We start from the raw sequence: 14,710 nt of genomic DNA on the forward strand, positions 1-14,710 counted from the left end.
CATCTATGAATCTCCATTTTCCAACCAGCCGCGGGCTTCCTGTTTATAGTGTAGATACTCCTCTTTCTCTACTACACGTTCACCATACGCAACCTCGTCGAATAAAAGGGCAAGCCGGTAGAATCGATCCGCCCATCTTTGATTCACTTTACGCAGTTCGTCGTAATACTCCCAGTTCGTCTTCCACACCCGCGCCTCCAGATACTCCCTTTCGTGAAAGTACAGAAGCAATGCAAGGAACATGTGACGGGTGGCTTTCGAATAATCACCCAGGTCCTCATGCTTACGGGCTTCCTCAAGATGCCTTGTATAGGACCACTCCATCTCGTTCATGGATTGAAGGGGCTTGTTCGAACGGAACCTGCGCCTTCTCACCCCGTTACGCACCGCATTGAATGCTATGAGGAGAAGGATGCCCACAACGATGACGATGAGTGTGATCAGGATCCCCGATGCCGCCCCGCCTGTCGGCTCAAGAGAAGGGTCAATGTTTCCGAGCAGATCCCTGATCCATTCCTTTGCCTTTTCCCACAAGCCCGACAGCAGGCCCTCATGATCCTGAAGATAGGCTTTGTATTCTTCCCTTTCCAGAATTTCTTCGAGTTGATCCCGTGCTCTGTTTTCATTCAACACTTTCTTCACCTGGCTTTCAGATCAAAAGCCCGGAACCCCGGGCCAGACTGTTTACTTTCATGGTTAAATCGTCGTATAGTCATCGATCATCTCATTTAAATCATCTGCATCATGCCTTGTTTTCAGGTCAAAGAACATCACTCCGAAACCAACAGCGAACAACATGGTCGTAAATAATGTCACCACATTGAGGATCATCCCGTATAAAACACTATTCCCCAATACCAGGCCGAACGTCAATTCAAATGCTGTATTGACGATCCCGATGATCAGCCCGAACACAATATACAATCCAATGATGGTGAATGTGCGCTTTTTCGTCAGTCTCCAGCTTCTTCCAAGTCCGGGTGCGTCATGCTCAATGGCCGCAGCTCCCAGGTAGAAGCTCCATCGTGTTAAGAGATAAGCGACTACAGCAGCAATGAGGAGGAATAAGACGATGATCGTAATGATTACCCCGACCCCTGTATCAAATAAGGCAGCACTGAATACCCCAGCGATCCCGATTGTGAAAATAGGGACAAAGATGAATCCAAACACGATCAATCCGAATAGGATACTGCTTCCGATGATCGGCCAAAAACGGGAGAATCCTTCTTTGATGACCAGCTTGACCGAGTAGTCCTCATTTTTCCTCATATGATTCAGGGTGAACAATATCGCCGCCTGGGCGATCGGTGACAGAATCATCGTGATAAGACCAATCAGTGCCGCGCCGAGTTCCGCTCCCACATTCACAGCCGGCCCTTCCTCAGGTGAAAACTCTCCTGAAAAGCTGTTGACAATTCCTTCAAACCAGGTTTCCCCTGACCCTGTCGTTCTAAAGAAACTGACTCCAGACGCAAGATCAATGAGAGCCTGTAACAAATAGACAGGTCCCAATAATACAAGGACAATCAGGAAAAAATCTTTGAAATGGTTCTTACTTAGTCGAAATGTATGATCCAGTATTTCACCGAATCGCTTTGGTTTACTGAATTGTGCGTTCATATTCTGACCCTCCGCTATTTTTCAAATTTTTACAATATATCGCTTATTTTAACATTATTCCTCCTTCAGTTGATGAAATATTTGTCATTTTTCTGCACTAATTTACTATCCGCATCCTATGCCTATTCATATGGTTCCATTTGCATTTGATGCTCCCTGCCTTCTTCTTTCTATACGAAAAAGTGACCCAAAAGTTTTCATTCTGGGTCACTTTTCTTATATTATTTAGCGAGATCATGTTTAAAGGCATAGATGACGGCCTGGGTCCGGTCCTGTACTCCGAGCTTTGACAGGATGTTGCTCACGTGGGTTTTCACTGTTTTCAGGGCGATGAATAATTCGTCTGCGATTTCCTGATTCGTTTTCCCCTGCGTCATGAGAAGGAGGATTTCAAGCTCCCGGTTCGTCAATTCCTCATGGGGATGGGAAACGGTCTTCTGCCTCATCCGTGTCATCATCTTCCCCGTCACTTCGGGCTCGAGTATCGACTGACCGTTATGGGTTTTGCGAACCGCTTCTGCGATTTCACTGGCCTTCGATGTTTTCAGCATATAACTGACGGCACCCGCTTCAAGGGCAGGATACACCTTATCATCATCGAGAAAGCTTGTCACAATGATGATTTTCGCATCCGGCCACTCCCGGATGATTTCTTTCGTCGCCTGAATCCCATCCATTTCCTTCATCACAAGGTCCATCAGGATGATATCCGGCCGCAGTTCTAAGGCCAGTTGTACACCTTCTTTCCCATCTGACGCTTCCCCGACGACATCGATATCCGCCTGGGCCGACAAATAAGATGATACACCGATCCTCACCATTTCATGATCATCCACAAATACTACTTTAATCATTCTTTTCACCTTCATTCTCTACAACGGGAACCTTCACTTCCAATCGCGTCCCCTTATTTGGCACACTAATGACTTTAAACGTCCCTCCGATTTCAATGGCCCGTTCCCTCATATTTTGAAGCCCATACGAGCTCGTCACCTTCGACTCATTCACATCAAACCCGAGGCCATCGTCCACCACCCTCAAGATGATGATCGATTCCCTCTTAATGAGGCGGATGTCGAGGGAAGTCGCTTTGGCATGGCGAAGTGTGTTCGAAACCGACTCCTGCAAAATCCGGAACAAATGATCTTCAATTCCCTTATCCAGGCTCATGTCCTCAATTTTCCATTCGATCTCAAGGGGGACCTTCTGAGCTAATTCGACCAACAGCTCCTTCATTCCTTCTTGAAGATTCTTTCCTTTTAACGCCACGGGGCGAAGATGGAGGAGGAGCGCCCTCATTTCAAGCTGCGACTGATGGATCATCTGTTCGACCATTCCCAGCTGCTTCTCTTCATGGGGGGTCCTGTGAGAGGAGGGAGTCTCCGTGATCGCTGACATGAGCATCGAGGCGGCGAACAGCTGCTGACTGACCGAGTCATGCAATTCCCTCGCCAATCGGTTCCGCTCCTGAGATACGATTTCCTGGATCCTTTTTTCCTGTTCCTCGGCTTTTTCATTGGCAAGCTTCTGGGAGTACCGGGCTTGATCGGTGAGATGTTTCCCAAGGGCGTCGACCTTTTTCCACACCTGCTGCACCTCGGAGGTTGCCGTTTCAGGGATGGTGATCGTGCGCCCCTGCTCCACGTGATGGAGGGCATCTTCCATTTCCCGCAGCTGCCGCTTATCCTTCAAGCCGCTCCGGATGCCGAAACCAATCCCGATCACAATACTGAAAACGAGAATAAACCCCGCTCCAGGGATATCCATGATTTCCACTTCCCATAAAAGGGACCAATCCTGTAACGGATATAAATAGAAGAAGGAAAAGGATAAAAACAGCACCATGACAAGGGAAAAGAGGATACCTGCAACGACCTGCTTACTGACCGTACTCATATTCTCTTCACCTCAAAATCCCCGATCCACATGGAGGTGATGATCTTCACACGCTGGACCGCCTCATCGTATCCCGGTGTTTGATAATAGAGGGACTGATTGATCGCTTTCGGCTCGACTTCATCAAAAATCTCGATCGATCCCGCCAGGACCGAATGATGCACACTCACTTCCACGTCATACGGGATCAGGATTTCGATATTCCCCAGTATATTCCGGATGGACACAATGGAAGTACCCTTTGGAAGAACCGTATTCCCGATATCGATGACCGAGTCCCCGATGACACCCTGGATATTGATATCATTCCATTCATACACATCATCCGGCGTCCGCTTTGGACCGAACCACTCATTCTGAAGAGCCGACCTTTTCATCATGAGCGGTTCATGGCTTTGGGTAAACGTTTCCTTGATGGACGGCGTGATGTACTTCGGATGTTTCTTTGAATCGGCAAAGCGTACAATGATAAAGAGAAGAATGCCAAATAGCAGGAATTTAAATGCGACCGTATTGAAAATATTGATCGCTAAGCTGATGATCCCAAACCACAGCAGAATCTTCCCCGACGTCCTCGGCAGTTTTTTTCGTCCGATATAAATGCAGAATGCCGCAATGGATAGAAAGACAAGAACCCCCCCATCATAAAAGGATACTTCCAACAGTATAAGTAATGTCCCGATTAAGATGATCCAACTGATTCCGTCAGAGCGTAAGCGATTGAACATGGGGGTCCCTCCTTTCCGGTTATGTATGTAACGGCTCAAATCCTAAGATAAAACGGGGTGAACCCATCATGGGCTCCCCCTTTTTTTTACGTTATCATGTTTTTCTTCATTTAGAATACCATGTTTCAGGACGGAATGGCTTCTGTTTCCTCATTTTTCATTTCTTTTTCCAATTTGGCGATCTTGGCGTCGATCGTGTTTCGGTAATACGAGGAATTCACTCCATGCTCCAGTTGGTCTAAGTACGTTTCAATTTCATCAAACTTAGAAAATGCCTGATTGTTATACCCTGAAGATGATTCCAGGACAGAGTTCATTTTGTTATGAGCGCGGGCGATATTTTCCCTGCCCATCAGCTCCATGCGCTTGATGTACATATCCTTCAGCTTGTGCTTCATCTCTTCATATTTACGTTCAAGCTCTTCAAGCTCTTTTGTCGCTTGCAGCTTGGATTCCTGGATGCGGACGGCACGTTCTTCATAGTATTTTTGTTCCTGCAGGGCAAATTCATACAGGCCTTCTTCATTTGCCTTTGACGCTACCTCTGCCTGGTACTTCCGTTTGTCAGCAAGAACCGAAGCCTGCTGGTACTCTTTTTGAAACTCTTCTTTCAAGAGATACTGCCTTTCGACAAGCTTTCTTACCTTTTCCACTTCCTGCTCACACTGTCTTAAGTAATGATTCAGGACGGCGATGGGGTTTTTCTTCTCTTTCTTATCTAATGCTTCGTGCAGGTCGGACATGACGGTATTCTTTAATCGTTGAAATAAATTAGCCATTATTAAATCTCTCCTTTAGTTTTTTAATTGTGACCATTCTCTTTCAAAGTTCGTGAAAGGGTCAGACGATTTTTCCTCTATGATGACATCTTCTTTCTTCCAGTTCTTATAGATGACATACAGGACATACAGAGCAACGAGCCCGATGATGGCCGGGAAGTTCGATACGGTTGCACTGAATGCGGCAAGACCGATCAGTGCCCAGAGGATTTTCTTCCCTGTGGAGTCCGTCTTGACGAAACCTTTAAAGCTGTAGTACATGATCAATAAAGAGATCGCAAGCCCCACAATCGGTCCTAAATTGGCCAGCAGTACGATCGCTGCAATTCCTCCGGCTAAAAGCAATCCAACTTTCTTCATATGTTGTTGCCTCCTTTCTTCTTCATGTCTCTATCCTACCTGGTTTCCGGATTTCCCATAACGAGCCGGAGCTTTATTTTACTATCAGACTTGAGGCTTAGGAGGGATAGGACTGAACATTAAAAAGGTCCGTCCCTCAATACAAGGGACGGACCTCAATACGTATATTTACTTCGTCAGTTCGAGGAATTCTTCTACATCCGCAATGCAGAGGTTGATTCCTTTTTGCCAGAAGGCTTCTTTGGTGATGTCCTCACCGAGGTGCTTCATGGCAAGGTCTTCCACGTTCATAACGGCTGTGTCACGGAGCAGGGCCATGTATTTCTCTTCATAGCTTTCGCCGGACTCCAGTGCCTTCGCGTAAATGCTCAGCGAGAACAGGTAGCCGAATGTATACGGGAAGTTATAGAACGGCACTCCTGTGATATAGAAATGGAGCTTTGATGCCCAGAAACGCGGGTGGACCTCTCCCAGAGAATCGGCGAATGCTTCCTTCTGGGCTTCCACCATCAGATCGTTCAACGTATCGACAGACACGACCCCTTTTTTGCGTGCTTCATAGAAACGGGTTTCGAATAAGAAGCGGGCATGGATATTCATGAAGAACGCCACGCTCCTCTGAAGTTTATCTTCGACAAGGGCAATCTTTTCTTCCTTCGTTTCCGCTTCCTTCACGGCTGCATCCGCCACAATCATTTCGGCAAAAGTGGAGGCCGTTTCTGCGACATTCATGGCGTAATTGCGATTTAACGTATGCATTGGCTTTAACGCATAGGAATGGAATGCATGGCCTAATTCATGGGCTAGTGTCGAAACATTCGACATCGAGCCTGAGTACGTCATGAAAATCCGTGATTGATCGCTTAACGGGAATGATGTACAGAAGCCGCCGGGACGTTTTCCTGAACGGTCCTCTGCTTCGATCCACTCATCCTCAAAGGCTTTTTCTGCAAACTGGGCCATTTCACTTCCGAAACGGGCGAACTGTTTCAGAATGAATTTCGCTCCTTCATCGTATGACATCGTGCTCGTCGACTCCGCCACCGGAGCGTCCATGTCATACCAGTCCAGTTTATCCTTGCCGATCAATTTCGCTTTCCGGTCCAGATACTGGACGAAAGGCTTTTTGTTTTTGCTGATGGCCCCCCACATGGCGTCCAGGGTTTCCTGCTTCATTCGGTTGTACTCAAGGGGCTCCTTCATCAATTCGTCCCAGCCCCGCTTTTTATACACATTCAAGCGGAAGCCGCCAAGATGATTAAGGGTACGGGCAAAAAGCTCTTCATTCTGTTCCCATGCGTTCTCCAGTTTATCAAAAACCTCTTTACGGGTTTTCGGATCGGGGCTTGATAGTAGATTATTGGCCTGTCCCACCGAGAGGCTTTTTCCGTCGTGAGTAATGTCCATCGCACCCACGATCGTGTCGTACATCTGTCCCCAGCCGTGATATCCGTCGACTGCGAGCGCCCCGATCAAGGATTCCTCACTGCTTGAAAGCTTGTCCTTCGCTTTATGTCTCCACTCATTCAGCACAAACGTGATTTCACTCAGACGATCATGCTTCAGCAGTTCTTCCCACACTTCTTCCCTGCAATCTGAAAGCTGCTGCTGGAATTTCGTGAAGGTCGATGAGAAATCGGCGCTCAGGGTTGTGACTTCGCTTCTGAGAGCATCCGCCTTCCGGTCATGCATATTCTGAGCTTCCAGACAGCTGACAAAAGCTCCGGCCTGGCGCAAATACAACATCACGTCCTTCGCTTCATCAATGAGCTTCCACACCAGCTCCGCATCGTTCGCCGATTGAGGCGGATGAAAGGCAAGGGCATTCTCTGCGAAATCATTTTTCTTCTTTTCCAATGTATCGAGATGATTCCTGAATTCCTGTGATTCACTTCCTCCTTGGAAAAAAACATCTAAATTCCAAACCGTTGAATATGTATGAGTTGTATGGTCCATAATGTCCCCCTAATGTAATATGTAAATTGTCCCTATCCTATCTTTTAATTCTCGATAAAACCTCTAAATCCTTCATGATCTTTTACAATTCCTTTTACCTAAACTCTCTTCATTTGGTTTTTAAACGGATAAAAGTGGAATAGTATATAGCAAACAACAGGTCTTGAAAGGGATCCTTTCCTGCATCACCATTATTTTTCAAGGAGGATACATTATGAAATTGATTTTAAATATTCTAGCCTTCGCATTGGTGATCGTCATGAATACACTGGCTGTCACACTGCCTTTGAACAATCAATCCACGAGCGAAATCAGTGACCGGCTGGATATCATGATCACTCCTGCAGGCTATGTTTTTTCCATTTGGAGCCTCATTTACCTTCTGCTTGCCATCTGGATCATCCGTCAATTCCCTAAAGCAAGACGGGAGCTCCCGCTTTATCAGGAAACAAGCGGATTATTTGTCCTCAGCTGCCTTTTGAATTCCGGATGGATCCTGGTATGGCACTATAATTATTTTCTCGTTTCCGTGTTTGTTATGCTCGGACTTTTATTAACCCTCATCGCCCTGTATAAACGGGTGAAGAGCACAGGTCCGTCCCTCTTGGATTCGGCCCCTTTCTCGATTTATCTAGGATGGATTTCGATTGCGACGATTGTGAATATCACCTATTATTTAACGGATATCGGCTGGAACGGATTCGGGATTTCCGAGCTTGTCTGGGCCTATCACGGATTGATTGTCGCTACTGTCCTTGCCTTCTGGTTCCGCATCACCCAGCATGATCTCCTATACCCACTCGTCTTTGTATGGGCCTTCATCGGTATCGGCGTGAAGAACATGGCAGATCACTCCACCTATTCATATACCGCCTATGCCCTTGCCGTCATCATCCTGATTTTTGACCTTGTCTATAAGCGCACGCATAAATGATTCGAAGGTCCGTCTCTCAAACGGAGGGACGGACCTTTTTTCTTGCATAGAATAACCTCCCCTGACTGACATTAAGTACAGGGGGTGTCAGCATGGATCAGCCGAACAAAAAGGTAACGAAGACAGGGACGGATATTGATGAAGTCAAACGTCAGAACGCCCATTCAGGCCTCACCTACAATCAGGTTAAACAGATGCTTGGAGAGCAGTATACCGGTAAAAAGTAAAAGAAAGCGCCGACTCAATCGGCGCTTTCTTTCGGTTTATCTGCTTTCTTTTTGTCTTCCTTTGCTTTCGTTTCCCGCTGAACGGTCAGCTTTTCCTGGATCTTGTTCAGCTCTTTACATGGCTGAGTCAGGCTGACAATGACATCTCCCTGCTCGATCTTCGGCGAAGAACCTTCTGTAAAGAACTCAATTCTGCCCGTTGGTTTATGAGCAAACAGTAAAAGGGTATTTTCATCCCGTTCTTTCAGATACTCTTCAAAGGTATATTTCTCCGTAATATTTGTTTTTCTGAAGACGTCCCCTCGTTCGACACGTTTATTCAGCTCTTCCCACGTCACATGATTTTGGAAAAGGATACGTCCTCCAATCGTATGGACCATGTCCTCTAGATCATCATCATTCTTACTTCTGAGGCTTAGCTGGAACAGGTTATTCCTGCCGACCTCAGGTACGAATGTCGTACAGACGAGGGCATTATAGGAATCGAGTTCCGTTGCTGCGATCATATATTCATATGGGGTCATATCCAGATAGTACTCGGTCTGCTCGGATAAAATCTCTCCCCTGTAAAATGGGATCCCGGCTTTTCTGACCGAAAACAATCGCTGCCAGGAGGAATCTGTGATAAGGACCGGTATCTTCATATTCTGAAGGGTTTTGGCAAATTCGGTACTGAACTTGCTTCCTCCGACAATCATGACACCCGGCTGCTCACTGATGGCAAGATCCAGTTTCTTAGCCAGCCATTTAATCGAAAATCCGTGTGCGCATACGGTTGAGAATACAAGGGCGAAAGTGAGGGATGTCAAAATCTTCGCATCCTCGAACCCCTTCTCCAACAATACCGACGCAAAGTAACTTGATACAGTCAAAGCGACGATTCCCCGCGGTGCGATCCATCCCACAAGGATCTTCTCCCTGATGGAGAGGTCCGTCCCTATCGTGGAAAGCCAGATGGACACCGGCCGTACGATGAATAGCATGAGCAGGACGAATGCAATGATATTCCAATTGAAGATCTGGAATAGGGTATCGACGGTCAAGGAAGCCGTCAGCATCACGAATATGGTCGATATGAGCAGCACCGAAATATTTTCCTTAAAGTGACGCATATCGTCGATGGATGAAATATGCATATTCGCTAACGTCATCCCCATGGCCGTTACAGCAAGAAGGCCGGTTTCATGAGTAATATGATCCGAAATCGTGAAACAGGCCAGGACAAGTGCGAACACGACAGGTGACTTAAGGAATTCCGGAACATGTCCATTTTCAAAGATAAAGCCTGTGAACTTCCCGAGTGCCCAGCCAAAGACGACGGCAAACAGGGAAGCGGCAAAGAAAAGCAATAAAGAAAGTCCGGTTACATCTTCACTGATCAAAAAGTTGATGATTTCAAAGGCAAATACGGCAATCAATGCGCCGAATGGGTCGACGACGATCCCTTCCCACTTCAGGATTGCTGCAGGTCTCGGCTTAAGCTTCGCCTGCCTGAGCAGCGGAAGGATGACCGTTGGACCTGTTACGATGAATAACCCTCCGATCACGAAGGCAACAGCCCACGATAAACCTGCAACATAATGGGCTCCAAGGGAACCAAGGATCCAGGCAAGGAGGGCCCCGAACGTCACGATCCTGAAGACCGGTTTCCCGAGTCCCCTCACTTCGCGGAAATCAAGATTCAAGCTTCCCTCAAAGAGGATGATGGCCACAGCCATCGATATAATAGGTTTAAATACATCTCCAAAATCGTCCTTAGGATTGATGAGGCCAAAAATTGGACCTACGAGCAATCCGACAATCGACATGACGACGATGGCCGGCAGCCTGAATCTCCAGGCAAGCCATTGGGAAGCGATCCCGAGTACTCCGACTAACATGATGTTGAATAAAATAGAATCGATCATAGATTTCTCCTTTAAAGGTTATGAAATCAGCCATCATAACAAAAGAATGGTATGTAGGTGTTACAGATTACAAATAGAATAAAAGGAGTGTCCCTCCTATTGCAAAACAAATGCCTCGCGTCAGCACATTTGTTTTGTATAGTTTACATTTTTATGGCTGATTTTAACCAAAGAGTCGTTTCCAATTCCCTGCAGATGGTCACATAGTGGAGCATGGTGATCAAGACGGCTCCTGCATTCATGCCCAGGATGACGCCTTCCATTCCAAAACGGGAACCAAGCAGGTAAATGAGTGAAAACGAAAAGACACTCGACCAGATGGTATGAAGGAGAGCATCCTTCACCAGTCCAAGACCGATCAAAAAGGCCTGAAGGGGAAATACCAGAAAATGAAACAGGAAGTACGGCCAGAGCAGCTTTAAATAATAGGCGGAGGAAACAGAGTGAAAAAACGTCCCTGTTATGTAGTCTCCGAGCGTATAGTAAATGATCACGGCCGGTACACCGTAGCCCAATGTGAGCCACATCACTTGCTTAAGGTGGGTCAGGATCCCATTAAAATCATTCGATGATACTTTTTCCGATACGGTCGGGATCAACACGATCAACATCGAAAAAGCAATGAACGAAGGAAAGAACCCGATGGTGAGGGCAATTCCCGCCAGCATCCCGAAATGTTCATTCGCATCCACCGCTCCCATCCCCGAAAGGACGAGGGCCCATTTGATCAAAAAAGGCTGTATGGCATGGGTCAGCGCATGGAAGATGCGAAGGACCGTGGTCGGAATCGAAACAGATAGCACTGACTTTCTCATTTCACCTGTTGATAGTGTAGAATGGCTGTTCTTTCTTTTACCCTTAATTTCAAGAACGTAAGCATGAATCAAATATACAAAAACCACCACTTCACTGGCAATTAACGTCCCAAGGGCAATGAAGATGGATGTATCGATGCCAAAGGATAAAAATTGATAGATGGACACCAATAAAAATAACTGGATTCCTTTACGAAGAAAATTAGCTGCCGCGATTTTCCCCATCTGCTGGATCCCCATGAAATACCCTCTTGTTATGGAGGTGAAGGCTACAATCGGGATCACGATCAGGACGAGCCAGCGAATCCCGGAATGATATCCTTGGAATAAAGGAGTCCAGGCGTAAACCATCACCATGATCAATAAAAGAATGCATGTCGTGATGACCGCAAACCTGAAAGCATAGTGCAGCATCCCCCTGTGATACCGTTCCTCCTTTTCTGCAAAGAATTTGGAAAGGCTGATCGGCAGTTCCATGCTCGACAATATGACGATCAGGAAGACCGTCGGAAGAATCGACATGTATGTGCCAAGCCCTGCTTCCCCAAGCTCCCTGGCCAGGATCATATTAATGATAAATTCCAGGCACTCCCCTAAGAATGCCGTCACCACCAACACCAATGTACCCCTTAAAAACAGACTCATATGCTTGTACCCTGCCTTTATGTAAGATGGTCTATTCTATGATGGTTGTCCGGGGAATATGAGGCGGGGTGTGGGTAGATCAGGGGGGTGTGCTTAATACATAAAAAAGCAGCCCCCCAAAAGGACTGCTTTCCAACTAACCGATAATAAAAGTGGCAATCGAATGCAATGGAAGAGTCATATTGAAATTTCCCTCACCTATGGCAAGCGAGATCTCTTCCTCACGGTCATTCGCATTCATCACAATGACGACGATCTCCCCGTCTGGATTTTCAAAGGAAGCAGCCGATACAGCGTCATTGGAAATCTGACATCCGATACGTCTTGCTCCGACCTTGATATATTTGCTGAAATGCCCAATGTAATAGTATGAGCTGTTGTACCGGACCTCGTCATTCACAGTGTCGACAATCACCGGTGCATCGCAGTAATTCCCGACATGGTTCGGTCCGCCTTCTTCGTTCAGTACGATATTCCAGTCGATCCACGCTTCAAGGTAATTGTTCAAATCACCCATGATATTCCGGCCATAGCGTTCACCCGTATCCCAGGCGCCGGGTCTGACTCCGCCTTCGATGCATCCTTCTGTAAAGATCAAATGCTTATCAGGGAAGTCGTGATGCACTTTAGAGAGGTTTTCAAACTCCTCTGATACATACCAGTGAACCCCTGTTCCCCACACATATTTGGCCGCTTCGGGATCGGACAGGACCGCCTTCGCACGCTCATGAATCACATCACGATTATGATCCCAGATGATGACCTTTACATCCCCGTGGCCATGTCCGACGAGGGACGGACCTAGATGATTTTTAATGAAGTCCCGTTCTTCTTCCCCTGTGTACAGACATGAATCCCACACCTGCTTCGCTTCCGGTTCATTCTGGATCGTCAATCCCCAGATTCCGATCCCCTCTTCTTCCATCGCCTCTATGTACTTCGAGTAGTAGTCTGCCCACACGGATTGAAATTCGGGCAATAGTTTCCCTCCGTTGTTCATTTCACCGTTCGTTTTCATCCATGAAGGAGGACTCCACGGAGAAGCCACGATAGAAAGTTCTCCTCCCGCTACTTCCTTTGCTTCCTGGATAAGGGGAATCACGAGCTTCTTCTCACGATCGATGGAGAAGCTTTCCAACGAAGTATCTCCATCTTCCACATAGGAATAGTTTCCTAATGAAAAATCACAGCTGTTGATATGCGTCCGGCCGAAGCGGTAACCAAGTCCTTCAGACGGATCAAAATAACGGTGGATGATTTCTTTCCTTTTTTCAGGGCTGATGAGGGAAAGGCTGTGAGCCGCCGCTTCGGTGAATGCACCGCCAAATCCCAATATTTCCTGATATTTAAGCTCCCGATCGAGTTGGATGTGGATAGAAGCACGGTCTTCAGAAAAAGAAACCGGTTCTTTTTCAGAGAACCGATCTCCTGTTTCTTTGGCTGTCAAAATCACCTTCATATTCATTGAGCGACTTCCTCGGCATTGGTATGAAGGCCATGCTTCTTTTTATGATCCCGAATGACTTCAGCATAACGGAAGGCACTGTCTTTCCAAATCCGCTCCTGCGTATCGAAGTCGATATAAAGGATGCCGAAACGCTTATCATACCCGAAACTCCACTCGAAGTTATCCATCAGTGACCATAAATAATACCCTTGAATGTTCATGCCTTCTTCATTAAGGTCAGAAACCGCTTGAAGATGCAGATTCAAGTAGTTGACGCGTTCGTGATCATGCACTCTTCCATTTTCCAGCACATCATCATACGCCGCTCCGTTTTCCGTGATATAGATTGGCAGATCCGTATAAACTTGTCTCAGGCGGCGGATGAGGTCCTTGAATTCATTCGGCGCGATGTCCCAGCCCATGCCTGTTTTCTCATAGTCGGAGAAAGCTCCCTTATGCATAAAGTCATTGGCGGCACTGAACTCGACAATTCCACGGCTGTAATAGTTGATGCCGAAGAAATCGCATTCCGTCGAAATCAGTTCCATATCGCCTTCTTTGATGAAGTCATACGTATGAACATATTTCGAGAACAGGTTCATCATGTCTTTCGGGTATTCCCCTTTGAATACAGGATCCAGGAACCAGCGATTCGAGTATCCGTCCGCGTTGTTGGCAGCAAGAAGGTCATTCACTGAATCAGTGTTTGGATACACGGGTGACAGGTTCAACGTGATGCCGATGTCGGTTTGAGATTTAAATTCTTTCTTCAGCAGTTCAACCGCTTTTCCGTGGGAGAGAAGCATATGGTGGACCGCTTTCACTGCTTCATCCAGATTCGTATGACCCGGTGCATGGACGCCTTGATGATAGCCAAGGAACCCTGCACACCAAGGTTCATTATGGGTAATCCATGAATCGACGACCGCATCAAGTTCCGCGAAGCACGCTCTTGCATAGTCCATGAACCATTCTACAGATTCACGGTTGACCCATCCACCTTCTTCATGGGCCCACATCGGCAGGTCCCAGTGATACAGTGTCACAGCTGGCTTGATGCCTTCTTCTTGAAGTTTTGCCGCCAATTTTTTGTAAAAGTCCATTCCTTCCTGATTGTACTTCCCCTTTTCAGGAAAGATACGAGGCCAGGCAATGGAAAAACGATAAGTGTCTACACCAAGGCGCTTGATATGCTGAATGTCTTCTTCGAATCGGTGGTAGTGGTCACAAGCGACATCACCATTATGTTGCTTATATACTTTCCCTGGAATGTCACAGAACATATCCCAGATGGACGGAGTTCTTCCTCCTTCATTATGTGCACCTTCGATTTGATACGATGATGTGGCGGTTCCAAAGGTAAATGTTTGATCAAATTTCATCGGTCATTCTC

The 14,710-nt window shown here is 46.7% G+C and carries 14 protein-coding genes; 2 read left to right on the forward strand and 12 right to left on the reverse strand.

Annotated features, from left to right (window positions below):
* Positions 1–3: 3 nt before the first annotated feature.
* The 8 genes from N5C46_RS11990 to N5C46_RS12025 all read right to left on the reverse strand — a co-directional run bounded on the left by N5C46_RS11990 (position 4) and on the right by N5C46_RS12025 (position 7,342).
* Positions 4–633, reverse strand: coding sequence for a DUF4129 domain-containing protein (locus N5C46_RS11990; protein ID WP_261748856.1), 630 nt, complete (start codon positions 631–633; stop codon positions 4–6).
* 63 nt (positions 634–696) lie between these two features.
* Positions 697–1,623, reverse strand: coding sequence for a hypothetical protein (locus tag N5C46_RS11995; RefSeq protein WP_034761146.1), 927 nt, complete (start codon positions 1,621–1,623; stop codon positions 697–699).
* Between the two features lie 221 nt (positions 1,624–1,844).
* A complete protein-coding gene (locus tag N5C46_RS12000; RefSeq protein WP_034762656.1) occupies positions 1,845–2,477 on the reverse strand; it encodes a response regulator transcription factor in 633 nt (210 codons plus the stop codon).
* Positions 2,470–3,519 carry a sensor histidine kinase gene (locus N5C46_RS12005; RefSeq protein ID WP_261748857.1) on the reverse strand — a complete coding sequence of 350 codons (1,050 nt, stop codon included), beginning with the start codon at positions 3,517–3,519 and terminating at the stop codon, positions 2,470–2,472. The genes N5C46_RS12000 and N5C46_RS12005 overlap by 8 nt, the downstream gene beginning before the upstream one ends.
* Positions 3,516–4,247, reverse strand: a complete 732-nt coding sequence (liaF, locus tag N5C46_RS12010; RefSeq protein ID WP_261748858.1) for a cell wall-active antibiotics response protein LiaF — start codon at positions 4,245–4,247, stop codon at positions 3,516–3,518. Before liaF ends, N5C46_RS12005 begins: the two co-directional genes overlap by 4 nt.
* Positions 4,248–4,372: 125 nt before the next feature.
* Positions 4,373–5,026: a PspA/IM30 family protein gene (locus N5C46_RS12015; RefSeq protein WP_261748859.1), complete on the reverse strand. Its 654-nt coding sequence runs from the start codon at positions 5,024–5,026 to the stop codon at positions 4,373–4,375.
* A 15-nt stretch (positions 5,027–5,041) separates the two neighbouring features.
* The gene (locus N5C46_RS12020; RefSeq protein ID WP_261748860.1) at positions 5,042–5,386 is read right to left on the reverse strand and encodes a lmo0954 family membrane protein; all 345 of its coding nucleotides are present in this window, start codon (positions 5,384–5,386) and stop codon (positions 5,042–5,044) included.
* A gap of 168 nt (positions 5,387–5,554) precedes the next feature.
* Positions 5,555–7,342, reverse strand: coding sequence for a M3 family oligoendopeptidase (locus N5C46_RS12025; RefSeq protein WP_261748861.1), 1,788 nt, complete (start codon positions 7,340–7,342; stop codon positions 5,555–5,557).
* A gap of 211 nt (positions 7,343–7,553) precedes the next feature.
* Between N5C46_RS12025 and N5C46_RS12030 the strand changes: the two genes are divergently transcribed.
* Complete coding sequence (locus tag N5C46_RS12030; RefSeq protein ID WP_261752346.1) at positions 7,554–8,276, forward strand: tryptophan-rich sensory protein; 723 nt, start codon at positions 7,554–7,556, stop codon at positions 8,274–8,276.
* 92 nt (positions 8,277–8,368) lie between these two features.
* Positions 8,369–8,503, forward strand: coding sequence for a hypothetical protein (locus N5C46_RS12035; protein ID WP_034761128.1), 135 nt, complete (start codon positions 8,369–8,371; stop codon positions 8,501–8,503).
* 14 nt (positions 8,504–8,517) lie between these two features.
* Here N5C46_RS12035 and N5C46_RS12040 read toward each other — a convergent pair whose 3' ends face one another.
* From N5C46_RS12040 to N5C46_RS12055, 4 genes are all read right to left on the reverse strand, one after another.
* Positions 8,518–10,410, reverse strand: a complete 1,893-nt coding sequence (locus N5C46_RS12040) for a cation:proton antiporter (protein WP_261748862.1) — start codon at positions 10,408–10,410, stop codon at positions 8,518–8,520.
* 143 nt (positions 10,411–10,553) lie between these two features.
* Positions 10,554–11,870 carry an oligosaccharide flippase family protein gene (locus N5C46_RS12045; RefSeq protein WP_261748863.1) on the reverse strand — a complete coding sequence of 439 codons (1,317 nt, stop codon included), beginning with the start codon at positions 11,868–11,870 and terminating at the stop codon, positions 10,554–10,556.
* A gap of 136 nt (positions 11,871–12,006) precedes the next feature.
* Positions 12,007–13,335 carry a glycoside hydrolase family 30 protein gene (locus N5C46_RS12050; RefSeq protein WP_261748864.1) on the reverse strand — a complete coding sequence of 443 codons (1,329 nt, stop codon included), beginning with the start codon at positions 13,333–13,335 and terminating at the stop codon, positions 12,007–12,009.
* Positions 13,332–14,699: a GH1 family beta-glucosidase gene (locus tag N5C46_RS12055; protein WP_261748865.1), complete on the reverse strand. Its 1,368-nt coding sequence runs from the start codon at positions 14,697–14,699 to the stop codon at positions 13,332–13,334. Before N5C46_RS12055 ends, N5C46_RS12050 begins: the two co-directional genes overlap by 4 nt.
* Between the last annotated feature and the right edge of the window lie 11 nt (positions 14,700–14,710).

It is taken from the genome of Rossellomorea vietnamensis, assembly GCF_025398035.1.
In the GTDB taxonomy this organism is placed as follows: domain Bacteria; phylum Bacillota; class Bacilli; order Bacillales; family Bacillaceae_B; genus Rossellomorea; species Rossellomorea vietnamensis_B.

Excerpts from the sequence above, each read along its gene's own strand:
- N5C46_RS12050 (WP_261748864.1), bottom strand. The coding sequence starts at position 13,335 with ATGAATATGAAGGTGATTTTGACAGCCAAAGAAACAGGAGATCGGTTC.
- N5C46_RS12015 (WP_261748859.1), bottom strand. The coding sequence starts at position 5,026 with ATGGCTAATTTATTTCAACGATTAAAGAATACCGTCATGTCCGACCTG.
- N5C46_RS11995 (WP_034761146.1), bottom strand. The coding sequence starts at position 1,623 with ATGAACGCACAATTCAGTAAACCAAAGCGATTCGGTGAAATACTGGAT.
- N5C46_RS12005 (WP_261748857.1), bottom strand. The coding sequence starts at position 3,519 with ATGAGTACGGTCAGTAAGCAGGTCGTTGCAGGTATCCTCTTTTCCCTT.
- N5C46_RS12055 (WP_261748865.1), bottom strand. The coding sequence starts at position 14,699 with ATGAAATTTGATCAAACATTTACCTTTGGAACCGCCACATCATCGTAT.
- liaF (WP_261748858.1), bottom strand. The coding sequence starts at position 4,247 with ATGTTCAATCGCTTACGCTCTGACGGAATCAGTTGGATCATCTTAATC.
- N5C46_RS12025 (WP_261748861.1), bottom strand. The coding sequence starts at position 7,342 with ATGGACCATACAACTCATACATATTCAACGGTTTGGAATTTAGATGTT.
- N5C46_RS12045 (WP_261748863.1), bottom strand. The coding sequence starts at position 11,870 with ATGAGTCTGTTTTTAAGGGGTACATTGGTGTTGGTGGTGACGGCATTC.
- N5C46_RS12000 (WP_034762656.1), bottom strand. The coding sequence starts at position 2,477 with ATGATTAAAGTAGTATTTGTGGATGATCATGAAATGGTGAGGATCGGT.
- N5C46_RS12035 (WP_034761128.1), top strand. The coding sequence starts at position 8,369 with ATGGATCAGCCGAACAAAAAGGTAACGAAGACAGGGACGGATATTGAT.
- N5C46_RS12040 (WP_261748862.1), bottom strand. The coding sequence starts at position 10,410 with ATGATCGATTCTATTTTATTCAACATCATGTTAGTCGGAGTACTCGGG.
- N5C46_RS12020 (WP_261748860.1), bottom strand. The coding sequence starts at position 5,386 with ATGAAGAAAGTTGGATTGCTTTTAGCCGGAGGAATTGCAGCGATCGTA.